Origin of the sequence: Curtobacterium sp. MCPF17_011 (genome assembly GCF_003234145.1) — a bacterium.
Taxonomy (GTDB): Bacteria; Actinomycetota; Actinomycetes; order Actinomycetales; family Microbacteriaceae; genus Curtobacterium.
Map to the genome: position 1 here is coordinate 70863 of NZ_QKSK01000011.1, position 22981 is coordinate 93843.

General features: G+C 66.8%; 25 protein-coding genes and 1 tRNA gene. 12 read left to right on the plus strand and 14 right to left on the minus strand.

Annotated features, from left to right (window positions below; translation table 11 throughout):
- Positions 1–77 precede the first annotated feature (77 nt).
- Together DEJ25_RS13585 and DEJ25_RS13590 are read left to right on the plus strand one after the other, a co-directional pair.
- On the plus strand, positions 78–995 hold the full coding sequence (locus DEJ25_RS13585) for a ribokinase (protein WP_111045014.1): 918 nt from the start codon (positions 78–80) through the stop codon (positions 993–995).
- A complete protein-coding gene (locus tag DEJ25_RS13590; RefSeq protein WP_181427450.1) occupies positions 982–1719 on the plus strand; it encodes a DeoR/GlpR family DNA-binding transcription regulator in 738 nt (245 codons plus the stop codon). The genes DEJ25_RS13585 and DEJ25_RS13590 overlap by 14 nt, the downstream gene beginning before the upstream one ends.
- 280 nt (positions 1720–1999) lie before the next feature.
- Here DEJ25_RS13590 and DEJ25_RS13595 read toward each other — a convergent pair whose 3' ends face one another.
- The gene (locus DEJ25_RS13595) at positions 2000–2272 is read right to left on the minus strand and encodes a hypothetical protein (RefSeq protein ID WP_111045016.1); all 273 of its coding nucleotides are present in this window, start codon (positions 2270–2272) and stop codon (positions 2000–2002) included.
- Between the two features lie 158 nt (positions 2273–2430).
- On the opposite strand from DEJ25_RS13595, the gene DEJ25_RS13600 reads away from it, so the two are divergent.
- The 4 genes from DEJ25_RS13600 (at position 2431) to DEJ25_RS13610 (ending at position 4704) form a co-directional block, all read left to right on the plus strand.
- The gene (locus tag DEJ25_RS13600; protein WP_181427451.1) at positions 2431–2841 is read left to right on the plus strand and encodes an ATP-dependent DNA ligase; all 411 of its coding nucleotides are present in this window, start codon (positions 2431–2433) and stop codon (positions 2839–2841) included.
- Between the two features lie 236 nt (positions 2842–3077).
- Complete coding sequence (locus DEJ25_RS16765; protein WP_181427452.1) at positions 3078–3422, plus strand: helix-turn-helix transcriptional regulator; 345 nt, start codon at positions 3078–3080, stop codon at positions 3420–3422.
- Between the two features lie 124 nt (positions 3423–3546).
- Positions 3547–3714, plus strand: coding sequence for a hypothetical protein (locus DEJ25_RS16770; RefSeq protein ID WP_181427453.1), 168 nt, complete (start codon positions 3547–3549; stop codon positions 3712–3714).
- A 69-nt stretch (positions 3715–3783) separates the two neighbouring features.
- Positions 3784–4704: a hypothetical protein gene (locus DEJ25_RS13610; protein WP_111045018.1), complete on the plus strand. Its 921-nt coding sequence runs from the start codon at positions 3784–3786 to the stop codon at positions 4702–4704.
- A 38-nt stretch (positions 4705–4742) separates the two neighbouring features.
- Here the strand turns inward: DEJ25_RS13610 and DEJ25_RS13615 are convergent, their stop codons facing one another.
- The 5 genes from DEJ25_RS13615 to DEJ25_RS13635 form a co-directional block, all read right to left on the minus strand.
- A complete protein-coding gene (locus DEJ25_RS13615) occupies positions 4743–6755 on the minus strand; it encodes a hypothetical protein (RefSeq protein ID WP_111045019.1) in 2013 nt (670 codons plus the stop codon).
- The gene (locus DEJ25_RS13620; protein WP_111045020.1) at positions 6752–7639 is read right to left on the minus strand and encodes a hypothetical protein; all 888 of its coding nucleotides are present in this window, start codon (positions 7637–7639) and stop codon (positions 6752–6754) included. Before DEJ25_RS13620 ends, DEJ25_RS13615 begins: the two co-directional genes overlap by 4 nt.
- 246 nt (positions 7640–7885) lie before the next feature.
- On the minus strand, positions 7886–9229 hold the full coding sequence (locus DEJ25_RS13625; protein WP_146240694.1) for a hypothetical protein: 1344 nt from the start codon (positions 9227–9229) through the stop codon (positions 7886–7888).
- A gap of 68 nt (positions 9230–9297) precedes the next feature.
- Complete coding sequence (locus DEJ25_RS13630) at positions 9298–9504, minus strand: hypothetical protein (RefSeq protein WP_146240695.1); 207 nt, start codon at positions 9502–9504, stop codon at positions 9298–9300.
- A 586-nt stretch (positions 9505–10090) separates the two neighbouring features.
- Positions 10091–10180: transfer RNA gene (locus DEJ25_RS13635), tRNA-Ser, on the minus strand.
- Between the two features lie 141 nt (positions 10181–10321).
- On the opposite strand from DEJ25_RS13635, the gene DEJ25_RS13640 reads away from it, so the two are divergent.
- Together DEJ25_RS13640 and radA are read left to right on the plus strand one after the other, a co-directional pair.
- Positions 10322–11290: an SGNH/GDSL hydrolase family protein gene (locus DEJ25_RS13640; protein ID WP_220033225.1), complete on the plus strand. Its 969-nt coding sequence runs from the start codon at positions 10322–10324 to the stop codon at positions 11288–11290.
- A 9-nt stretch (positions 11291–11299) separates the two neighbouring features.
- Positions 11300–12661, plus strand: coding sequence for a DNA repair protein RadA (gene radA / locus DEJ25_RS13645; RefSeq protein ID WP_111045023.1), 1362 nt, complete (start codon positions 11300–11302; stop codon positions 12659–12661).
- Positions 12662–12705: 44 nt separating this feature from the next.
- Here the strand turns inward: radA and DEJ25_RS13650 are convergent, their stop codons facing one another.
- Positions 12706–13089, minus strand: a complete 384-nt coding sequence (locus DEJ25_RS13650; RefSeq protein ID WP_110904437.1) for an SseB family protein — start codon at positions 13087–13089, stop codon at positions 12706–12708.
- Positions 13090–13162: 73 nt separating this feature from the next.
- Entirely contained in the window at positions 13163–13450 is a 288-nt protein-coding gene (locus DEJ25_RS13655; RefSeq protein ID WP_111045024.1) for a hypothetical protein, read from the minus strand.
- Between the two features lie 196 nt (positions 13451–13646).
- Here DEJ25_RS13655 and DEJ25_RS13660 point away from each other — a divergent pair, with 196 nt between their 5' ends.
- A complete protein-coding gene (locus tag DEJ25_RS13660; RefSeq protein WP_111045025.1) occupies positions 13647–14753 on the plus strand; it encodes an acyl-CoA desaturase in 1107 nt (368 codons plus the stop codon).
- A 122-nt stretch (positions 14754–14875) separates the two neighbouring features.
- Positions 14876–15082 carry a cold-shock protein gene (locus DEJ25_RS13665; protein ID WP_065963953.1) on the plus strand — a complete coding sequence of 69 codons (207 nt, stop codon included), beginning with the start codon at positions 14876–14878 and terminating at the stop codon, positions 15080–15082.
- 75 nt (positions 15083–15157) lie between these two features.
- On the opposite strand, the gene DEJ25_RS13670 is transcribed toward DEJ25_RS13665, so the two are convergent.
- Together DEJ25_RS13670 and DEJ25_RS13675 are read right to left on the minus strand one after the other, a co-directional pair.
- A complete protein-coding gene (locus DEJ25_RS13670; protein ID WP_111045026.1) occupies positions 15158–15850 on the minus strand; it encodes a hypothetical protein in 693 nt (230 codons plus the stop codon).
- Between the two features lie 64 nt (positions 15851–15914).
- Positions 15915–16457, minus strand: a complete 543-nt coding sequence (locus DEJ25_RS13675; protein WP_181421642.1) for an amino-acid N-acetyltransferase — start codon at positions 16455–16457, stop codon at positions 15915–15917.
- 210 nt (positions 16458–16667) lie between these two features.
- Here DEJ25_RS13675 and DEJ25_RS13680 point away from each other — a divergent pair, with 210 nt between their 5' ends.
- Positions 16668–17120, plus strand: coding sequence for an SRPBCC family protein (locus DEJ25_RS13680; protein WP_111045027.1), 453 nt, complete (start codon positions 16668–16670; stop codon positions 17118–17120).
- A 76-nt stretch (positions 17121–17196) separates the two neighbouring features.
- Here the strand turns inward: DEJ25_RS13680 and DEJ25_RS13685 are convergent, their stop codons facing one another.
- The gene (locus DEJ25_RS13685; RefSeq protein ID WP_111045028.1) at positions 17197–19716 is read right to left on the minus strand and encodes an ATP-dependent Clp protease ATP-binding subunit; all 2520 of its coding nucleotides are present in this window, start codon (positions 19714–19716) and stop codon (positions 17197–17199) included.
- 236 nt (positions 19717–19952) lie between these two features.
- On the opposite strand from DEJ25_RS13685, the gene DEJ25_RS13690 reads away from it, so the two are divergent.
- The gene (locus tag DEJ25_RS13690; protein ID WP_110904443.1) at positions 19953–20885 is read left to right on the plus strand and encodes an NAD(+)/NADH kinase; all 933 of its coding nucleotides are present in this window, start codon (positions 19953–19955) and stop codon (positions 20883–20885) included.
- A gap of 173 nt (positions 20886–21058) precedes the next feature.
- On the opposite strand, the gene DEJ25_RS13695 is transcribed toward DEJ25_RS13690, so the two are convergent.
- From DEJ25_RS13695 to DEJ25_RS13700, 3 genes are all read right to left on the minus strand, one after another.
- Entirely contained in the window at positions 21059–22111 is a 1053-nt protein-coding gene (locus DEJ25_RS13695) for a sigma-70 family RNA polymerase sigma factor (protein ID WP_110904444.1), read from the minus strand.
- Positions 22112–22468: 357 nt separating this feature from the next.
- Positions 22469–22600 carry a hypothetical protein gene (locus DEJ25_RS17075; RefSeq protein WP_258366217.1) on the minus strand — a complete coding sequence of 44 codons (132 nt, stop codon included), beginning with the start codon at positions 22598–22600 and terminating at the stop codon, positions 22469–22471.
- Positions 22601–22725: 125 nt separating this feature from the next.
- Positions 22726–22929 (minus strand): hypothetical protein, encoded by a 204-nt coding sequence (locus DEJ25_RS13700; RefSeq protein ID WP_110904445.1) that lies wholly within the window; start codon positions 22927–22929, stop codon positions 22726–22728.
- Between the last annotated feature and the right edge of the window lie 52 nt (positions 22930–22981).

The following is a 22981-nucleotide window of genomic DNA, read 5'->3' on the forward strand; positions in this document are numbered from 1 at the left end:
CCATCCTCGGCGCTGAGCGCAGCGGACGGCACGAACCGGCTGGCTTCGACCAGCGACACGACGAGGTGGAGGTCCCCATGGCGAGCGGTCACGTTCTGGTCATCGGCAGCGTGAACTACGACTACATCGTCACGCAGGACCGACTTCCACGCCGGGGCGAGACGTACGTCGCATCGGATCTCCGTGGAGCCTTCGGCGGCAAGGGAGCGAACCAGGCAGTGCAGGCTGCTCGCCTGGGCTCCCCGGTGCGGTTTATCGGCTCGACCGGTGGCGATCAGCTCGGGCAGATCAGCCTCGACAACCTGCGGAGTCAGGGCGTCGAGTGCCACATGCGTCCGACCGATCTCGGCAACGGACTCGGCATCGTCCACGTCACCGGCGAAGGCGATGTCTACGCGACGATCTTCGAGGGTGCCAACGGTGCTGTCGACGCGGCGTGGGTCGAGGAGAACCGGGAGCTGTTCACCGGCGCTGGTGCTGCGGTGATCCAGAACGAGATCCCCGCGGAGGCGAACGAGCGTGCCGTGCAACTCGCAGTGGCCGCCGGCACCCCCGTGATCTACAACGCAGCACCGGCTCGCCCGGTGCCGACCCGCGTGAGCCGTCAGTGCGCATGGTTCGTCGTCAACGAAGACGAGGCTGCCGCCTACATCGGCCGTGACCTCGGCGACGTCCACGACGACCGGGCCATGCGCGACGCTGTCGACCGGCTGCGCGACTACTGCTCCAGCGTCGTACTCACCCTCGGTAGCCGAGGCTGCTATGTTGCGACCGGCGAGGACGTCGTCTTCATTGAAGCGATCCCGACCCACGCCGTCGACTCCACCGGCGCTGGAGACTCCTTCATTGGAGCCTTCGCCCACGCGCTCGTCGGCGGCGCCGACCCCTTCGCCGCGGCGGCAGACGCATCACGTGTCGCGTCGATCACCGTCGAAGGTCTCGGAGCACAGTCCAGCATGCCTACCCACGAGGTGCTCAGCCGTGAAGTCCTTTGAGCGACACCAGCTCATCCTCGACCAAGCATCATCCGGAGAACCGGTCACCATCGATGCGTTGATCGACGCCACCGGCGCATCACCATCAACAGTACGACGCGACATCAAAGCGCTCGAGGAATCCGGACGCATCGTCAGCCTCCGTGGAGGGGCGATCCGGCTCGAAGACGCAGCAACCGAAGTGCCCGTTGCCGCGAAGTCGTTGATCAACCCCGACGAGAAGCGTTCGATCGCAGAAGCGGCCGCCGCCCTCATCAGCGACGGGGACACGATCTACCTCGACTCAGGGACGACAGCGACAGAGGTCATGCGTGCACTCCACGGCATCACCGTGCACGTCATCACGTCGAACACACACGCACTCGCACTCCCCATCGCGCCGACCGTGACGGTGACCGTCCTCGGCGGCGACCTCCTGCCCGACATCGGTTCCGTTGCCGGCCCGATCACAGACCGTGAACTCAATGACCTCTACTTCGACAAGGCGTTCATCGGCGTGACGGGCATCGACGCGGACGCCGGTGTCACCACCTTCGACATCCGTGAAGCGACGAAGAAGCGAGTCGTGCACGCACATAGCCGGCACACGTACGTCCTCGCGGACAGCAGCAAGTTCGACCACATCTCGCTCTGCCACGCGTTCCCCCTCGCCGACTGCACCGTCATCACCGACAAACAGGGAGACGTACTGTCCGCAGCAGGCGCCGCAGTCATCGCCACGTGACACGGAAGGTCTCATCACGTGAGACGTCTGCACTCGGCTGACCACGAACGGGACCAACGGCAGCGCCCTCAGTCACCCATTCGCTAGGTGGCACTGACGGCCCTCTGCTGCTGGCGCCGGCGGCAACAGTGACGGTCCCGAAGCACCGATTCGTTCCGTGCGTGGGGTCGGTCGGGGCGGGGCGAGGGGTTGATCACCACACCACCACCCGCGGCGGGTGGTGGTGTCAGCTCGTAGTTGAGGTCACATCTCGCCGGTCAGCGGGGGTGGAGGCCAGCTCTCAAACCTCGATCGAGTGATCGTCGAATGAGTCGAAGTCGGGGACGTCGAAGGGACTGGAAAGGTCGCCGTCGTCTCGATCCTCGTCGGCGACGTCGTCAACCTCGAACGTGATCGGCACACCCGGGGTTACGACCACGTCCAGCGACCGGTTGCCGTACAGGGTGACTTTCACGAGGTCCGCGCCAGCGCGGTCGGCTTCCACGACGGACGTTTCAAGCGTGTGCAGGTCCTGGCCTTGCGCCAGCGGGTATGCGGTTCCGTCAACGTTCATCGTGATCCGACGCAAAAGGGGCCCTGTCTGTTCAGCAGGCCCAAGTAGGCTGCGGTGACCGGCCAGTCAAGCAACAGGGCCCAGGACTCACTCCCAGCTACCGGGTGGTTCCAGAAGCGGCGGTTCCCGTCCTCACTTGGCGGCCTCGCGAGGTCGGCATGGGATCCATCAGTTACGACGGCCTGATCGTGTTCGTCGATGACCGCACGCTCACGCACCTCCAGATCGTCATCGTCAACAAGCTCCGCCGCGGTGAAGCGTTCCTGATGTCGTGGAAGGACGCCGTGGACGTCGGCTCCGGCCGGAGTTCGATTTGGCTCCACCCACACGTCCTCGTGCACTTCAAGTTCGACGGCAGCCGCGTCCCAGCCATCAACGACCGGTGGTTGCAGGAACTCAGCGCTTCCGCTGCCAGCTCCCGCGGCCTGGTCGTCACGAGCGAGAACGGCGACGCCCCCAACCTCCGCCCGAAGCCCACTCCGTCACGCCGCGGAACAGTTCTCGCCCCCGCTAACGCCGGACCCCAGGCCCAAACAGAAGCCCCTCGTCCTCTGGCGCGAAACCAGTAGCGCTTCGCAACGTGCCCGGTAACCGGTCGTCGACGGACTCCCGCTGGCCCGCCTGCTGCTCAACTCGCACGGCCTTGGATGCCACCGCGATCGTGTCAGCACCGAGACGCTCCGTGCAGAGTGCCCGTCGCCGTCGCGGAGCGGCGGCAACGAAGCCTGCACGTTCGCGGGCCGGATTGGGTCGGGCAAGCGGCGCGGTGGCATGCCACCAGTGGCTCTCCTCGTACCCTTGAGCAATGGCCAGAACCGCGCGCTCAACACCTGCGGAGCTCGCCCCTGCGCCTTGGCCAGACCGACACTCCACCGATCCGTCCGCTGAGGTGGCCCGACAGTTCGTGCTGAACCTCCACGATGCGATGGGGGGCAGGACGCTACGTGACGTCGCCGCCCAGGTCGGGATTCACCACGTGACCCTGCTCAAGATCCTGCACGGACGTGCTTGGCCCGATCTCGCAACGGTCTCGCGGCTCGAAATCGGACTGAACGCCGACCTTTATTCGTCTGCCGACGTGCGCGCCGACCTCGCGAGAGCGGCATCGCCGTCGGTGCGGAAGTCTCGCCCCAGGGCACCGTCGGAATAGAACCTTCGGCGCCTTCGTCGACGTCTCGGATGCGACCGAGGGGTTGACCTGCCCAGTTCACCGTCCTGGCTTCGACAAGTAGGTCGACGAGCACCATCGTCAATCGCACCAGCACGGAACCTCGATGCGTGTTCGTCTGCACCTGCCGTGCACCCGATCGGAAGTTGACGGACGCACCGACAATCTCGTCGTCGTGACGCGCGCTGATGTCGGCTCGCGCACCGAAGTCTGCGACCTCGATCTGTACTCCCGGCGGGACGATGAACCCACCAAGTCCAGCGAGCTGCACTGACGATCCTCCAATCCGGACGATCCGAAGTTCTGCTGGCCGTCGACCGCTCATGCTGATTAGTGTAACCACATGGAGGCGAGCGGCGACCCCGTGGCGGGTTCGAGCCACTACAACTACACGCCGAAGATGCCTGCAGAGATGTGGACTCGCATCGGTGGCTTCGTCCGCGAGACGGTTCGCTCGGCCGCACCGAAGACTCCTTACACGGAGAAGCAGCTGTACCCGGTCACGGCAATGCTCACGCGGTGGGCGGTCGAGACGGCGGGCTATCCGTTGAAAGTGAAGATGCTCTTCCATCCCGCGACGGTGGACCAGTTCAGCCGGCAGGGACTCGTGGCCTACACGAACGCCGGTCGGGCGACGATGCGGTCCAAGCTGCGGAGCATGGCGACGGCGTTGCTAGGCCCAGATCGAGCGCCGGACGCGAAGCCCACAATCACCAGGTCGGGGCCGTCTGCACCATACGACGAGCGCGAGATTGCGTCGCTCCTGTCTTGGGCGTCCGTTCAACGCTCTCCAGAGCGCCGAAGTTCCGCACATGCTTTGCTTGCGCTCGGACTGGGCATGGGACTCACCGGGCGCGAGATCTGCGAGGTCAAAGCGGAAGATGTCCACCGCAGCGACGAAGCGGTCGAGCTTCGAGTAGGCGGCGCGAATCCTCGTCGGGTTGTGGTGATCCGCGAGTGGGAGGACGCTCTGCGTGACCGATTCGACTTCATGGAGGGCGCGGGCTGGCTGTTCCGGGCCGGACAGGAGGGTGGGAACGCGAACCTGATCACGGACTTCGTGTCCCGGAACCCGGGCCGTGTGCATTTGCAGGCGCGTCGAATGCGCGCCACGTGGATCGTGCGGCACCTCACCTCCGGAACGCCACTGCCGGTTCTCATAGCTGCCGCGGGCGTGCAGTCCGCGGAAGCGTTCGACCGGCTCCTACCGTTCGTCGCGGGCCGTGACTGGGAGAGCGACCGGCGCTTTCTCCGCGATGCGTAAGTGGGGGCCGGCGCAGATACGCCGACCCGCTACTGCGCTTACTCGTCGACCAGCCGCCGGCCGCGCCGTCGCCCCAGCGCGCTTGGCTGCCCGTTCGTGATGCCTGCGGGTGCGGCCTTGGCAGCCTCTTTGGCTGCGTTGCGCTTGTCGACCGTGCGCATGCCACGGCGACGCTGAGGCTTTGTTGGGAACCGCTTGTAGTCGCTGCGCCCTTCCCTGTCTCGAAGACGCTCGCGATGGATGGGTGTAACGACTCCTGCCGCGCGATCGTGCAGGAACTTGTTGATTCGTGCGAAGTTGGCGGCCGTGAGGATGAAGCCGAGGAGGAACGCCTGAGCAGCGAGGCCGCGCATCTGACGCTTCGACGCATCCCCGAGGTTGCGCTTGTTCTTCAGGTACGAGTTGAAACCCTCCATTGACTGCCGGTCGTGGCCGAAGACGCTCAGCCACTCGTCACTCGCGTAGTGCAGTTCCTGACGGGTGGTGAGCGCGTCGTCCCACTCGAGCTTCACCGAGTCCTGACAGCAGATGAGGTCCGGATGCAACGGTACGAGGTCTTCATCGATGGGCGGGCGGTGGATGTCAGGGCTCTTGCTCGCCTGTGCGTGCATCTCGACGAGCGGGCAGGTGACCGTCGGACTCTTGCCACGCGCTGGGCAGCGCAAACGGATGGCCCCGTTCTCATCAGGTCCGCCTGACCGCTGGCGGGCGAGGTACGGTTCCCGGCTTTTAACCTTCTTGAAGTATTCGGACGGGGTGATGAGACGCTTACGTGCGTCCTCCGTCGCGGTACGCAGGTCGACGGGCGTGCCGGGACAGTAAAGCCCGCCCTCAATCTCGAGCAGTCCGTGCACGGTCTGCTTCTGCACGCCAAGCTGGCCTCCGCTGTTCCCACCTTTGTAGTCGATGACGAGGCCGATGCCTCGTTCTGCCATGGGGCGACGGAACCCGTCAACGGAGATGTTCGCGCTGTAGCCGCGGTCGGCCGTCAGCCGCTTCACGGCCCAGCCGCGCTCCAGAAGGGAGTCAATCCCAGCCACGGTGCGCTCCGCGACGCTGCGACCCCACTGATGCAAACTCGCGGCGACGATGAGCTGCGGGTGGGCATCCGGCTTCCCAGGGTCGGTGACGCTGAGGAACAGGCTCGCGGCGAACGACTGCTCGAAGTCCGAAGCCGGGCCGTCGAAGTCCTTGTTCTGTCGGCCCTTATCGAGCGGGTACGGAGTCGCGTCCACTTCAACGACGGGACGGTCTGCCGGCACCCACTTCATCTGGCCGTCGACATCGATGTAGACCTCGTCGGGCACCTCAGGGCTTCCCGGAAGCTCGTGGTCCTTCTTCCACTGCATCAACTGGCTGAACGTTGCAAGCGATGTCTGGTCGACAGAAACGAACCCCTCCCACGCGTCCTGGTACTGCTGCGGGAGCGAGCGCATGCTCATGTCGAGCAGCGCATCGATGAAGAGCGACGAGCGCGGCGCTTTGACGGCCTGCATCAGCGGGTCGCGCTTCTGCATCTGCCGTTCCCGTTCTTCTAGGAGCATGGCCTTTCGACGGTCATCGACGGGCCAGGCGTCCATCAGCTCGATGATGCCGTCAAGGGCTCGCTTGACCCGCATGTACCAGTTCCAGTAGTCCCGCTTGGGGTTCCCGGTCTTCTTGACGTTCGCGATACCGAGCTCCTCGCGAGCTTTCTTCGTAAGGCGGACGTGGAGAGCGTTCGCGATGTCCGAGATGAGCAGCGGAGAGTTCTCCTCCGCCAACAGCAGCACCATGGTGCACAACACGCTCACGGTGAGCACTGGCGGGCGTCCGCCGGCGTGCTTGCCGTGGTTGTCCTCCGCACGCCAGCCGACCACCATCGGCTCGATACGGGCAGCAGTGATGCGCCGGGAACTGCGGCGGATGTCGCGCCTCTTGAAGGGCGCCGTGTTTCGCCCCGCCGCCTCTACCTGCTGCTCGTCGATGAGCCCGATAGCGCGCATCGAGTCCATGATGGCTTGCGCACCTGCGTCGAAGACGCCATCGAGGATGTCGTCGGAGTCGGTCATTTCGCACCTCCGAGCGTCGCCGGGTCGCGAAGGACCTCATGCATCTCGGCCGGGTCGGGCACCGTGAAGAACGGCTCGTACTGCGCGAGCGACGAGAAGTGCTTCAGTCCTGAGGCGTACACGAGTTCGCCAGCGGTCAGTACTGGGCACATGGTGGCGACCCAGCTGGCCCGGAGCCTTTCGGCGTTCGGCATGCGACCGGTCGTGTCCCGGTTGTGGCGGAGCCGGAGGTCCTTCCGGGTCCGTTCCGTACTGCGTCCCGCTTTCACGAGGAACTCGTCGGACTTCGCGTCCTTCAGGACGCGGGCGAGGTACCGCTCGAAGGAGCGCAGGACCGCGATGGAGCGCTTGGCTCCCCTGCGGACGTGCACCACGTACCCGGTGCCGTTCGGTTCGACGTCCTGCACGGTGACTTCGTGCGCCTCTGCACGGCGCAAGCCAGCTCCGCCGCAGAGTCCCATGAGGGCCATCCCGAGACGCTTCTGCGCTTCGTCCTCCATCGCCTGCACCCAGGTAGACATCTCCGCGAGTTCGTGAGCCGTGAGAGGAGTGACGGGCGTTACGCCTGGTCGGCCCATGACTCGTGCGGACCGTTCCGCGCCGAGCGCTTCGCGGACGAGGAGCAGGCGCCGTTCGTATTCCCTACGCTGGAGCGCCTTCTCTTGGGTCGCGGCGAAGCGGCGGACGGTAGCGGGGTCGAGGAGGACCCGAGGCTTCAGGGGCAGGCCCTCGCTCTGGGTCGCCCACAGCGCCAGACGGGTTAGGGGAAGCATGACTTCGCGGACGTCCTTCGCCTTGGCGTAGTCGACGCGGAGGGCGCAGTCCACGACGAAGTCCTGCACGAGCCTCCACTTCTGAAGAGGCAGCTGCGGGGCGTAACCCATGATGGCTTCCCGAACATCGACGGCGTGGCGCTGCTGATTACTTGCACCAAAGTGTGCTACGGCGCTTGCCGGAAGGGAAGGCTGGTGGGACGTTTGGGCTCGGGGATCTTGCTTCATGCAGTCCGTATGCCGTGGCTTCTCAACGAGCGGGACTGCCTCTGCGCAACCGATCCGCCGCGCGCTGTCAACGAAGTAACTCGCTGTGCCAGTTTCAGCGCTGATTACAATCAGAACGCTTCTGCGGCGCTAGTCCACGTTGAACAGCGTCGGCTGGCCTTCGTCCTCACTCACGTCGTACTCCAGCGCTTCGGACAACGCCTCTCCGTCGAGATCCGGCTCATCAAGCAGCAATGGAGCGGTCGCCCGAATCAAATCGGCGAGGCGGATGATGCTCTTGGTGACGCCGGTTCCGGTCATCGCGTCGAGGTCAACTGAGATTCGTCCAGACGGCGACGAGGCTAGCGCCTGCGTGACCTTCGACGGCGTGACGAATTGCTGCGCCACGCCAACTAGCCGTTCAGTGTCGATCTGACCTTCGTCGTGCCGAAGCTTGAACGTCTCGTCACCCGAGTGCAGGGTGACCTCGATCAGATCGGACTTCGCCGAGCGCACGACAAACGACCCGACGGAAACCCGGTTCGATTGTCGCGGCGCAAGTTGCTCCAGCTCTTTCTTGGACTCAGCCACGACGGCGAACCACTTCGCAGCCGCGAACGAGAGATGGCCGTCACGCAGGCCCCACTGAAAATCGCTCTCGCGCTCGGCGCGCTCCAAACCGAGCGGGTCTGGAAAGACGCAAGCTGCCCTTGCAGTGAGCACATCGAGGTTCGCGCTGATGAGCCGCTCGACGTTACGGCGATGCTTTTCGAAATCCAGCTGTTCGAGATCCGCAATTGTGACGGCTCGGCCGACCCGCCTCCAGAATCCTCCATCGTCGGTGTTCATGTAGGCGACTAGGTACTCGAGCGCCTCTGCGTTGAGCTTGCCTGAGGTGTCGACGGTTCCAGGGAACAGGTCGAGGCGGCCGTTGCTTCCCTCCCATACTGCTTGCAGGACGCGTTCAAGCCGATACGCCTGAGGTGTCGCGAGGGACCTATCGATGGCAGACAGTGCAGTCGTGACCCCGTGAATCGACAGCTCGGCCGTGCCGGCAAACCCCGCCGCTAACTCCTCCGACAGGCGCGCAGCCTGATGACCGACGAAGCTTCCTCGACCACCTTGCGCAAGCGCATTGCTGAGCATCTCGGCGGTGAGGTCTTTCCCCCTCCGGTCGATGAGGTGCTCGAGCGCATCGGACTCGACGAACATCGCATCAGCTTCGCGAACCGCCGGCTCGAGGCGACCGTCAACTGTCTGCTCCGGCGTCAGCCCGAAGAACAGCGGATTGGGCGCATCGATCAGCGCGAAGTCCTCAAGGAGTGCCCCTGCGTCATAGCTGAGTCGGAGGTAAACCGGCCGCTCCGTCCGATCCGGCCACTTCAAGATGAAGTCCGGTGCGAAAGTGTGGTTGAAGTAACTCGTGGCCTGGACTCGAGCGGAACTGTCCAGCGATTCAAGTTCTCGAGCGACTGCATGCTTGACGCGTGTCACTGACTGCTCAGGCGATGGGTCGAACAGTCCATCTCTGATGAGGTTTGTGAAGCTCTGACCTACCAAGGTCACTCGCCCTTCTCTGCCTCGTACGCGTCGATCACTCCGCGGTGCTCCTTCGATATCACGAGGGTCTCCTGGCGATCGGACAGAACGATGAGCCAGAGTCTCTCCGCCACCGCTGACACCGCCGCGTCATCGACGAGAGACCCAGCGACCGCCTCGTCGGCTTCCCCGAAGACGCGTTCTCGATGCTTGATGACGTGCTCACGCACGTATTCGGCCTTCGTCAAATCGGGCCAGCTCGTGATCGAGTGCGGGCTCCATGCGATCCACATGAAGTGGTCGCACCAGCCGGGGCTGGTCCTGTAGGCGACGTAACACTGCAGTGAGTTGCGAGATCCGATGGCGCGTCGTACTTCTTCGACTCCGCGAAGAACGCTTCACCGTCGACGTCTCCGTACTTGAAGTGACCTGCGAGATCGAACGAGAACGACTGTCCACCGTGAGGCCAGTCGAACGTAAGCTTCCCGATTGCTGGAGGATCGGGATTGACCCACTGGGCGTTCACGCGCGTTGTCGACTCCAGCCATCGCTTCGCACGGCGAGCTCCGTCCGCCCCCTTGGCCTGAGCCGCCTCGCCATGTAGTCCAGCCACGCAAGAACTCTAGTGAATCTCACGTTCGCGATAGGGCGGCACCGCCGACGGACGCAGCTGGGTCGTCCAATGCGCCCGAAGCCGCGACACATCGCACCATGTGCACATCAACGGCGAGAGGCCCCTGGACGATGTCCAGAGGCCTCTCATCGGGGGTTTCTAGTTTCGTAAACGATGGCGTCCAGTTCCGTAAACGCCCCCTGTGGCGGTACCGGTGGGATTTGAACCCACGGTGGAGTTGCCCCCACACATGTTTTCGAGACATGATCCTTCGGCCGCTCGGACACGGTACCGGGGAAGAGTTTACACGATCCGGGAGGCCCCCGGCGACACCCAGCACGCCGCCCCTCCACGGGCGCGCACCTCCGGCGCCTCGTCCCCAGACCGTCACGACCGTGACCTCGACCCGAGGGTCCGCGCGTACCGTCTCCGGCATGAGAACGCGCACCCTCGTCGCCCTGCTGTCCTCCCTCGCCGGCGCCGCCGTCGTCAGCGGAGCAGCGGGCTTCGGCGCACGGGCGGGGATCCGGGGACAGCGGGCCGCGTCGCAGCGTGTGGTCGACATGCTCCCGGTGCACGCCGACTGGTGGCGCGAACGGCTCCACCACGAGGGTCAGTTGACGTACCTGGCGATCGGGGACTCGGCGGCACAGGGCGTCGGTGCGACGACTCCCGGCCGCGGGTACGTGGGGCTCCTCAGCCGTCGGATCCGGCATCGGTCGCGGATGACCGTGCGCGTCGTGAACCTCAGCGTGTCGGGAGCCACGACGTGGGGTGCGAAGAAGGACCAGCTCCCGAAGCTCCGTCAGTTCACCCCGGACGTCTGCACGGTCTCGATCGGCGCGAATGACATCGCCGACTTCCACCCGGACAAGTTCGAACGGAACATCCGCGCGATCTACGGCGCGGTCCCGTCGCACGCGATCGTCGCCGAGCTGCCGTGCATGTTCGTGCCCGACCGCGAGCGCAAGGTGGCCGTCGCGAACGAGATCGTGCACCGGGTGGCCGACGAACTCGGTCTGACCGTGGCGCCGCTGCACGCGATCACCAAGCGGGTCGGGATCCGTCGAACGTTCTTCAACTCCTACGGCGACCTGTTCCACCCGAACGACCGTGGGTACGAGATCTGGGCGAGCGCGTTCGAGCCCGCCGTCGACGCCCGGGTCGACACCGTCGCGGCCATCCGGCGGTACCTGTCCGCGCGGGAAGCCGAGGACCTCGGTCGCCAGGCCGGTGACGTCGCCCACGCCCGCGCCGAGCAGGACACCGACGGCGCGGAAGCACTCGACACGGCGAACCGTCCGAGCTCACTCGACCGCCTGCGACAGCGCGTCACCGGGTCGCTCCCGCTGCCCGGCCGGACCGATGACGACGAGCCGACCGATGTCGGCGGAGCGGCCTAACCTCGTCCCATGGCCCGCCCCCAGTCGTCCTACCGCTGCACCGAGTGCGGCTGGACCAGCATCAAGTGGGTCGGCCGCTGCGGCGAGTGCCAGTCGTGGGGAACGGTGGAGGACGCCTCCGCCGCGACGGCGAGCACCCGCGGCACCGCGTCGATCGCCGTCACCGGCAACCGCATCGCCCGACCGATCACCGAAGCCCGCAGCGGCTCCTTCCAGCGCTGGCAGACCGGCATCGGTGAGTTCGACCGGGTCCTCGGCGGCGGCATCGTGCCGGGCGCGGCCGTCCTGCTGAGCGGTGAGCCCGGCGTCGGCAAGTCCACCCTGTTGCTCGAGGTCGCCTCACGCGCGGCGGCGATGGGCAAGCGCGTCCTCTACGTCAGCGCTGAAGAGTCGGTCGACCAGGTCCGGCTCCGCGCCGAGCGCACCGGTGCCATGCACGACGACCTGTTCCTGGCGAGCGAGGTCGACCTCGGCGTCATCCTCGGGCAGATCGAGCAGGTGCAACCGGACCTCCTCATCGCCGACTCCGTGCAGACCATCTCGTCCGCCTCGGTCGACGGCATCGCCGGTGGGACGTCACAGGTGCGCGAGGTCGCATCGACGCTCATCCGGGTCGCCAAGCAGGCAGCTCTCCCGGTCCTCATCGTCGGACACGTCACGAAGGACGGCACGATCGCCGGCCCCCGACTGCTCGAACACCTGGTCGACGTGGTCTGCCACTTCGAGGGCGATCGACAGACCGCGCTGCGCTTCGTCCGAGCGCTGAAGAACCGGTTCGGTCCCACCGACGAAGTGGGGTGCTTCGACATGGCCGGCGACGGCATCCACGAGGTCCCCGACCCCAGCGGCCTGTTCATGTCCCGCAACGGCGCCCCGGTGTCCGGCACGTGCATCACCGTGGCGATGGAAGGCCGACGTGCCCTCCCGGTCGAGATCCAGGCGCTCGTCGTCCCGAGTTCCGCGCCGCAGCCACGTCGGGTCGTGAACGGTGTCGACGCGTCCCGGGTGGCGATGCTCCTCGCGGTGTTGGAGCGCCGCGCCGGCATCAAGCTGTCGGACGCCGACGTCTACGTGTCGACGGTCGGTGGCATGAAGCTCACCGAGCCGGGCGCCGACCTGGCGATCGTGCTCGCCCTGGCGAGTGCTGCTCGGGACCGCCCGTACCCGCACACCCTCGCCGCGATCGGGGAGATCAGCCTGGCCGGCGAGATCCGCGCGGCGACCGGCGCGAAGCAGCGGGCGAACGAGGCCGGACGTCTGGGCTTCACGACCGTCCTCGGGGCTGACGCCGAACACCTGCGGGAAGCCCTGCGGGTCGCGTTCTCGATGACGCGGTCACCTCGAGAGCGCGAGCTCGACGCCGCGTTCTGAGATCCGCAGCCGGTCTCGATGTCGAGACACAGCCTCCAGACCGGTCAGGCGCGCAGCGCGGCCAACAGGTCCGCCGGTTCCGACTGCATGGTGTGCGGTCCGGCGATGTCGAAGAACACACCCTCGAGCGAGTCGAGGTGTGCCGCCAGGAACTCCTCGAGCCGAGCGGCGTCGTAGACCATCACCTGCCGGAGCTTCTCGCCCGGCACCATCGCGGTGTAGGCGTCAGCCGACGAGAACAGCAGCAGGATGCGCTTGTCCGAGTCCTCACGACCGAACACCCGGACCTGCATGTCCTTCTTCCCGGTGACGAGCCGCGGGACGATCACGATGTCGTTGCGCAGCGCGTACGCCACCGCAGCGACGTCCTGCTTCGCGAGGGCTTCCTCGAGCTGTTCACTCCGGAAGCGCTGTTCCTTCTCTGCCATCGCCCCTAGTCAAGCAGCATGCGAGTGCGCACGGGTCCGGTCAGACCGTCAGACAGCGGAGGACAGGACCGTTTCAGTGCACCCGACCGGCCTGCACCGCGTGCGTCCGGATGCGCAGGTCAGCGGCGAACTGGGTGGTCTCCGGCCCGAGTTCGTCGTCCGGCGCGGACTGCACCAGGACACCGATCGCCGGGGCGAGGATGAAGCTCGACGTGGCCGCCATGCCGTAGTCGTCCACCGAGGGGACATCGACACGATCGGCGAGTCCGGACTGGGCCAGGGCTGTGGCGTAGTCGAGCACGGCGTAGGCCGCCTCGTCGCTGGTCATGACCGAGGCGACCCCGTAGATGAGGTACTTCATTGCCCAGCCTTCCGTCGATGTCCGTGACGCTACGCCGCGGCCGCCGTGACGAAGTCGCCGGTCGTCCTGTAGACGCACTCAGCAGGCGCGCTTCGCGGTGATAACTCAGACAACGTCACTACTTTCGCCTCAATCGCAGTCGCGGGAACTCTCGTTGCACGGCCGAAGGGCTGTTCCTGATGGGGAAGCAGCTCTCATGCCGGCACCATCGCCCACCCTCTACCGCTCGACCGCTCCCCGGACCCCCGGAGCGCCGACACCGACCTCGACGTACAAAGACCTGCTCGAGCGGGTCCGGACCGAAGGTCTCCTCGAACGCCGGACCGGCTTCTACTGGGCGGTCTTCGCGTCCCTCGTCGTCGCTACCGCCGTGACCCTCGGCGTGTCCGCCCTGCTCGGCGCGTCGTGGTTCCAGTTGATCCCCGCCGGGGTCCTGGGTGTCCTCTTCACGCAGTTCGCGTTCCTCTCGCACGAGGCGGCACACCGCCAGATCTTCGCCTCGCGCAAGTGGAACGACCACGCCGGTCGCTGGATCGGCGTCTTCGTCGTCGGCCTGTCGTACTCGTGGTGGATGAACAAGCACAACCGCCACCACGGCAACCCGAACACGATCGGCAAGGACCCCGACATCGCCCCGGACGGCGTGGTCTTCATCGAGGAGGACGCCCAGCAGCGGCGCGGGTTCCTCCGGAAGCTCGCGATGGTCCAGGGGTGGGCGTTCTTCCCGCTCCTGACGCTCGAGGGCGCCAACCTGCACTGGCTGTCGGTCCGTGCCGTCGTCACCGGCAAGGCCGCGAAGGGCACGGCGAAGGAGCGCCGCCTGGAGGCCGTGCTGCTCGTCGCACGCTTCGGTCTGCTCGCCTGGTTCGTCTTCGCGGTGATGCCGCTGGGCGTCGGTTTCGCGTTCCTCGCGGTCCAGATGGCGGTCTTCGGCGTCATGATGGGTGGCTCGTTCGCGCCCAACCACAAGGGCATGCCGGTCATCGCCGAGGGGGCCAAGATAGATTTCTTCTCGCGTCAGGTCCGAACTTCCCGTAACATCACTGGTGGCGTGTGGGTGGACCACCTGCTGGGTGGCCTCAACCACCAGGCAGAACACCACCTGTTCCCGAGCATGGCGCGGCCCAACCTGCGTCGTGCGAAGGCCCTCGTGCGTGAGCACTGCGAACAGCACGAGGTCCCGTACACGGAGACTTCACTCTTCCGCTCCTACGGGATCGTCGTCCGGTACCTCAACCGGGTCGGTCTCGCAGCGCGCGACCCGTTCACCTGCCCGATGGTCAGTGCCTACAGATTGCACTGAACCTCTGATCTCCGTCACCCCGCACGATGCCGGGTGCCGCACACAACTCGATGGCAACGTCGTCGAAACCCGCGGTGGTGGAATTCTCTCGCCGCGCACGTAAGAAAGTAAGGAACGCCGAAATGGCAACTGGAACTGTCAAGTGGTTCAACAACGAAAAGGGCTTCGGCTTCATTGCGCCGGACGACGGCAGCGCTGACGTCTTCGCCCACTTCTCTGCGATCGGTGGCAACGGCTACAAGTCGCTCGAGGAGAACCAGAAGGTCGAATTCGAGATCACCGAGGGCCGCAAGGGCCCGCAGGCGGAGAACATCACCGTCATCGGCTAGTACCGGTCTTCGTGAGCGCCGGGCCTGAGGAGCGATCCTCGGGCCCGGCGCTTCGTCGTTCCCGCGGCGATGTCCTCAGTTCAGGACGAACTGCACCGACTCGGCTGACGTGATCTCCCCCACCGCGACCTGCAGGTGGTAACTGGCTCCCCCGCCCGTCACCGAGGCGCGTGCGGCGTCGCAGGTGGTCGCAGAGGACCGGGTGCGGTCCCAGGCGATGGCGGGCGTGGTGAGCTCCTGGCCGGCCTTCAGGGTGACGTCCTGGTCGGTGCCTCCGGTCTGGCAGTCCTTCGACGACCAGTACTGCTCCGTCCCCGAGGTGATGGTGAGCACCTGCTGCGCGGACCCGAGGTCCATGTGGCACGAGTTCGACCCGGTGTTCTTGATCGACATCGCGACCTGGGGGTCCTCGCCGGCTGCGTAGACGCGCTTGTCGAGCACCGGGGTGAGTTCGATCTGGTGCGGGTCGCAGGCCGCGCCGTCCTTGCGGGCTGCGGCGGACGGGGCCGGCGAAGACTTCGGCGCGCCCGAGGCGGCATCCGACGCGCCAGAACCGCCAGCCCCGCCAGAGCCGGTGGAGGAACCAGCTGCTGCCGAGGAAGCCCCGGCACCCGGCGTCGGACCGGCCGCGGGGGCTCCGTTGCCACGACCGACGACGATGAGCACGACGACGACCACGACGAGCAGGACCACCCCGAGCACCAGGGCTCGGCGGCGCCAGTAGGTGCCGGGACGCTCGGGGCCGACGGGATGGCGGAACGACGACATGCGCACAGGGTAGACATCCGTGCGAGCCCGGAGGAGGTCCCTCGCCGGGCGGCCGGTCAACCCGTCAGAGGATCTTCAGCATGCGGGTGTTGCCGAGCGTGTTCGGCTTCACCCGGGCGAGGTCCAGGAACTCGGCGACGCCTTCGTCGGACGAGCGCACGAGCTCGGCGTACACCTCGGGTGGGACGACGGTCTCGCCGATCTCGAGGTAGCCGTGCTTGGCGAAGAAGTCGACCTCGAACGTCAGGCAGAAGATCCGGGCGACACCGAGCTCGCGGGCGTCGTGTTCGAGCGCCTCGAGCATGCGGTGGCCGACGCGCTTGTGGATCCAGTCCTGGTCCAGGGCCAGCGTGCGGACCTCGGCGATGTCGTCCCAGAACACGGCGAGGGCGCCGCAGCCGATCGGGACACCGTCGGGCCCTTCGGCGATCCGGAACTGCTGGATCGACCCGTAGAGGACGACGTTCTCCTTGCCGAGCAGGATCCGCCGGTCGACGTACGGCGCGATGAGCCGCTGGATGTGCGGGACGTCGGACGCGAGCGCCGGGCGCACCAGGATCCCGTGGTCGTCCCGTTCGGAGAACGCATGCCGTCCGTGCTCAGTCATCCGCTCCAGCCTACGTCTCCGCCGATGGCCTGGCCGCGCCGCACCCGGCCCCCGGCTGTACGCCGGCCCCGGCAGCCCCGGCAGCCCCGGCAGCCCCGTCCGACCCGCCACGTCACACGACGTCATCGGGGGACATGCGTCAGGGCCCTGCACAGGCGCGCCGGCCTACCGTCCGAGACACACCAGTACGACGAGCAGGAGGAGCACCACATGCCCCAGATCATCGAGACCGTCGACGTCAACGTCCCCGTCCGTGCCGCCTACGACCAGTGGACCCGCTTCGAGGAGTTCCCCACGTTCCTCGACGAGGTCGAGAAGATCGTCCAGGTCGACGACACCACGACCGACTGGACCGTCAAGGTCGCCGGCCAGGAGCGTTCGTTCCGCGCCCTCATCACGGAGCAGCACCCGGACGAGCGTGTCGCCTGGACCGTCAAGGACGGCGAGACCGAGCACGCCGGTGTGGTCACGTTCCACAAGCTCTCCGACGCTGAGACCCGCGTCACCGTGCAGATCGACTGGGAGCCGTCGGGCATCCTCGAGAAGCTCGGCTCCGCGGTCGGCGTCGGCGGCCACGCCGTGAAGAAGGACCTGCAGAACTACAAGGAGCGCGTCGAGGCCGCCCCGACCAGCGACGGCTGGCGCGGCGACGTCCAGGCCTGATCGCCTGACCGCAGACAGACGGGAGGCCCGGTACCAGCTGGTACCGGGCCTCCCGTCTGTGGTGTGGCTGGGCTGACTAGCCCTCGATCTCCGGCGCGGGCGCCTCGGGCGCCTTCTCGAGCGAGGGAGCGCCGGCGAGGACCTCTTCGCGGCCCGGCTGACGCCCGGTCTCGAAGGTGAACGCACCGTCCACGAAGCCGACCTTCACGTGGTCGCCGGCCGTGAGCTCGCCCTGCAGGATGTGCTCGGACAGCTGGTCCTCGACCTCGTGCTGCATCGCACGACGCAGCGGGCGGGCACCGAGGGACGGGTCGAACCCGACCTTGATGAGCTGCTCCTTGGCCGGGAGCGAGAGCTCGACGGTCATGTCGCGGTCGAGCAGGCGGTCGGACAGGCGCTTCACGAACAGGTCCACGATCTGCAGCAGCTCGGGCTGTGACAGCTGCGGGAACACGATCGTGTCGTCGACGCGGTTCAGGAACTCGGGCTTGAAGTGCTTCTTCAGCTCCTCGTTCACCTTGCCGCGCATCCGGTCGTAGCCGACGGCCGAGTTGCCCTCGACCTGGAAGCCCACCGGGCCACCTGCGATGCCCTGCGAACCGAGGTTCGTGGTCATGATGATGACGGTGTTCTTGAAGTCGACCACGCGGCCCTGACCATCGGTCAGACGACCCTCTTCGAGGACCTGCAGCAGCGAGTTGAAGATGTCCGGGTGGGCCTTCTCGATCTCGTCGAACAGGACCACGGAGAACGGCTTGCGGCGCACCTTCTCGGTGAGCTGGCCGCCCTCTTCGAACCCGACGAACCCGGGAGGGGCACCGAACAGGCGCGAGACGGTGTGCTTCTCGCCGAACTCCGACATGTCGAGGGAGATCAGTGCGCCCTCGTCGTCGAACAGGAACTCCGCGAGTGCCTTGGCGAGCTCGGTCTTGCCGACGCCCGTGGGGCCGGCGAAGATGAACGAGCCCGAGGGGCGGTTCGGGTCCTTGAGGCCGGCACGGGTGCGGCGGATGGTCTTGGACAGGGCCGAGATGGCCTCTTCCTGACCGATGACGCGCTGGTGCAGTGCCTTCTCCATGAAGACGAGACGCGAGGTCTCCTCTTCGGTGAGCTTGAACACCGGGATGCCCGTGGCCTGCGCCAGGACCTCGGCGATGATGCCCTCGTCGACGGTGCCGGACGCGGCGACGTCACCCGCACGCCACTGCTTCTCGAGGCGGAGACGCTCACCGAGGAGCTTCTTCTCCTCGTCGCGCAGGCTCGCGGCCTTCTCGAAGTCCTGCTCCTCGATGGCGGCTTCCTTCGACCCACGGACCGTCGAGATCTTCTCGTCGAACTCGCGGAGCTCCGGCGGCGCCGACAGGATCGACAGCCGCAAACGAGCGCCGGCCTCGTCGATCAGGTCGATGGCCTTGTCGGGCAGGAAGCGGTCCTGCACGTAGCGGTCCGCCAGGTTCGCCGCGGAGACGATCGCGCCGTCGGTGATGGACACCTTGTGGAACGCCTCGTACTTGTCGCGGAGGCCCTTGAGGATGTTGATGGTGTGCGGCAGCGACGGCTCGTTGACCTGCACCGACTGGAAACGACGCTCGAGAGCGGCGTCCTTCTCGAAGTGCTTGCGGTACTCGTCGAGCGTGGTGGCACCGATGGTCTGGAGCTCACCACGGGCCAGGAGCGGCTTGAGGATCGACGCTGCGTCGATCGCGCCCTCGGCGGCACCGGCACCCACGAGCGTGTGGATCTCGTCGATGAAGACGATGATGTCGCCGCGGGTGCGGATCTCCTTCGTGACCTTCTTGAGGCGCTCCTCGAAGTCACCGCGGTAGCGGGACCCGGCGATGAGCGACCCGAGGTCGAGCGAGTAGAGCTGCTTGTCCTTCAGCGTCTCGGGCACGTCGCCCTTGACGATCGCCTGGGCGAGGCCCTCGACGACGGCGGTCTTGCCGACGCCGGGCTCGCCGATCAGGACGGGGTTGTTCTTGGAACGGCGGGAGAGGATCTGCATGACCCGCTCCATCTCCTTCTCACGCCCGATGACGGGGTCGAGCTTGCCGTCGCGCGCTGCCTGGGTGAGGTTCCGACCGAACTGGTCGAGGACCTGCGAGCCCTGCTGTGCGTTCTGCTGCTGCTCGCCGCCGACGGCGACCGCTTCCTTGCCCTGGTAGCCGGACAGGAGCTGGATGACCTGCTGGCGGACCCGGTTGAGGTCGGCGCCGAGCTTCACGAGGACCTGGGCTGCGACACCCTCGCCCTCGCGGATCAGACCGAGCAGGATGTGCTCGGTCCCGATGTAGTTGTGGCCGAGCTGCAGCGCTTCGCGCAGTGACAGCTCGAGGACCTTCTTGGCACGCGGCGTGAACGGGATGTGCCCGGTCGGCTGCTGCTGGCCCTGCCCGATGATGTCCTGCACCTGCTCGCGGACGGCATCGAGGGAGATACCGAGCGACTCCAGCGCCTTGGCGGCGACGCCCTCGCCCTCGTGGATGAGGCCGAGGAGGATGTGCTCCGTACCGATGTAGTTGTGGTTGAGCATCTTCGCTTCTTCTTGAGCGAGGACGACAACACGACGGGCCCGGTCGGTGAATCTCTCGAACATGTGCTCTCCCTTGGCCCCGAACGAACCGGGGCCGACAGCCGGACTCGTGTGAGTCCGGTCACGTACATCGAGACTAACCAGCGCTCCCCGTCAGGGCTGCCCCTGTTCGCCGTGGGCGTGAACCCCGTGCGTGTGCTGCGCGCCTCGGCCTGGAGGCCCCTCCCGACTCCCCGGGACACCGTCCGTCCGGCGGCACTCGCGCCCGGCTCGGAGGGCTCGCCGGTACGATCCGGGGCATGGAGCAGCCCGTCGTCGGCCTCGTCGTCCACCCCTCGAAGAACGTGCAGGAGTCCGTCGAGGTCCTGGACCGCTGGAACGCGTCCGGAGCCGGGCGCCTGGTCGCGCGGCGGATCGACGCCGCTCGCCTGGGTAGCGCGATCGACGCGGTGGACGACGACGAGTTCACGGACACCGTCGACCTGGTCGTCGCACTCGGTGGTGACGGCACGATGCTCGGTGCGATGCGCCTCGTCGCCCGGCGCCCGGTCCCGGTGCTCGGGGTGAACTACGGCAACGTCGGGTTCCTGGTCGAGATCGAACCACCCGAGCTCGAGTCCGCGCTCGAACGGCTCTCCGCCGGCCAGTACCAGCTCGAACCGCACCACGCCCTCGAGGCCCGGCTCTCCTGGGGTGGTGCCCGGACCGACTACCTGGCGTTCAACGACATCACGATCGTCCGCCGTCCCGGTGCCGGGCAGGTGTCCGCGGACCTCAGCGTCGGCGGGCTCATGTACGGGTACTACCGCGCCGACGCCGTCGTCGCGGCGACGCCCGCCGGGTCCACCGCCTACAACTACGCGGCGGGAGGCCCGGTCCTGTCCCCCGCACTGTCGGGGTCTGTCGTCACGCCGGTGGCCCCGATGGCGGGGATCGACCGCTCGGTGGTGCTCGCCGCCCGTGAGCGCTACCGGTTCGACATCGCCGAGGGCACCCGCAGCGCGGCCCTCGAGGTCGACGGGCTCGTCGTCGGCGAGGTCGCCACCGGCGCGCAGTTGGAGGTCCGGCTCCGCAAGGACGCCGGCAGCGTGGTCCGGCTGGACGCCGAACGGCACGGTCGGACCGGGCGCCTCAAGCTCGGCCTGCTGGACCTGCCGCTCCGGCCGGACCAGCTCATCGAGTTGATCCCGCACGACCTGCGGCAGAAGCTGCACCGGGAGACCGAGGACTGACGCGATCCGCGCCTCCCGGCCGGCGACCCCACGCCAGGGCCCTGGGGACGACGGAAGGCCCGCCCGGTTCGCACCGGACGGGCCTTCGCTCCCATCACCCCACAGGCCGTCGTCCCACGGACGACCCGGATCCCCGCACCGGTCCCTGACGGGACCAGCCGAAGTCTGCTGACCTACTCGGTCAGGTACAGCTGCATGTCCTGCGAGACGGCCTTCGCGAACAGGCGCAGCTTCGCACGCGACTCGACACGGCTGACCGCCTGTCGGGTGGTGTGCACGATCTTCGAGATCTCGTCGAGCGTCATCGGCTTGTCGTCGTCCAGGCCGTAGCGCATGCGGATCACGTTGGCCTCGTCGCTCGGCAGCTCGGCGACGATGGAGCGGATGTCGCGGTGCAGCAGCGTCGTCTCGGTGAGCTCGTTCGGGCTCGCGGCGTCCTCGTCCTCGATGAAGTCACCGAGTTCGCTGTCGTCCGAGTCACCCACGACCGTGTGGATCGAGACCGGCTCGTGCGAGCGGCCCTTGAGGTCGACGAGTTCCTCGACGCTCATGCTCAGCTCGGCGGCCACTTCCTCCGGCATCGGCGCACGGCCGAGGTCGACGGTCAGGTCACGCTCGGTGCGCGAGATCTTGTTGATCAGTTCGACGGTGTGCACCGGGATGCGGATGGTTCGCGCCTTGTCGGCGAGACCACGCGAGATCGCCTGGCGGATCCACCAGGTGGCGTAGGTCGAGAACTTGTAGCCCTGCGTGAAGTCGAACTTCTCGACCGCACGGACCAAGCCGAGGTTGCCCTCCTGGATGACGTCCATGAACGGCAGGCCGCGCTGGGAGTAGCGCTTGGCGATGCTGACGACCAGGCGGAGGTTCGAGGTGATCATGCGCTCCTTGGCGCGCTCACCGTCGCGGACGAGCCAGCGGAGTTCGCGCTCGAGGGACTTCTCGAGGCCGGGCTCGGTGTGGAGCTTCTCCTCGGCGAACAGGCCGACCTCGATGCGGCGGGCGATGTCCGCCTCTTCCTCAGCGGTCAGCAGTGCGAGACGGCCGATGTGACGGAGGTAGTCGCCGACCTGGTCGACGGATGCGCCGCGGACGCCGGCGAGCTGCTCGTCGGCCTCGACCTCGGCGACGGTGTCGAGCGTGGTGGCCTCGGCGGAGGTGGTCTTGGTCGCTGCCTTCTTGGTGCGGCGCGAGGTGGTGCTGGGTGCGGCCGTTGCGATCGCCATGGTGACTCTCCCTGCCTGTGACGGTGATGGTCCTTCGTGGGCTGAGACCGAGTTTGGCGGGCCGGAGGTGTACCCCACAAACCACGGCGAGCGATTCTCAGGCTTCTCCGTGCTTCGCCATCGGGGGACACCGGGTCGGGGTACACCTCGTCACGGCGGTTGTCGCTCTCGATCCCTGCGGTGCTGCCGATCGAAGCGGAATCACAACGGTGTGACTCCCGAGCCGGACCGAGGGGGACACGTGTACCCCGGGGTGCAACGCCTTCCGGACAGCGAAAAAGGGGTACGTCGCGCCGGATCCGGAGATCCAGCTGACGTACCCCGAAGGAATGCCCGCGGACGATGACGGGCCTGGTGTCACCAGGAGGGTTCGAGCCACCCGTCACGGTTCTTCGAGACCTCGAGGTCCGGGTCGCGGTCGAACTCGTCGTACTCGCTCTCGATGTCACCGACGAGACTGCGGGACGCGGTGGGATGCAGGATGGACATGCCGAGGATGCTCGCACCGCCGGACGTCGGCGGGGTGAACGGTGGGTGACGGTCAGGACACCAGGACAAGAGGACCCCAGGTCACTCGCGCGGGTGCCCCGCCGCGGACGCGGTCGAGGGCGTGACTACTCGGCGCTGGTCGGCGCGGTCGTCGTCACGCCACGCTCGCGCTCGAACCGGGCACGCTCTTCGGCCTCGATCTTCGTGTACGCGGCACGCTCGGTCCGATCGGCACGGATGATCGCGCGCATGATGAACCAGAAGATGAGACCGAGCAGGATCGTCGGGGTCAGGGCGAAGACGACTCCGGAGACGATTCCATGCGGCATGGTCCCATCGTACGTCGTGCTGCCCGCGGATCGAGCTCGCAGGCTCCCTCGG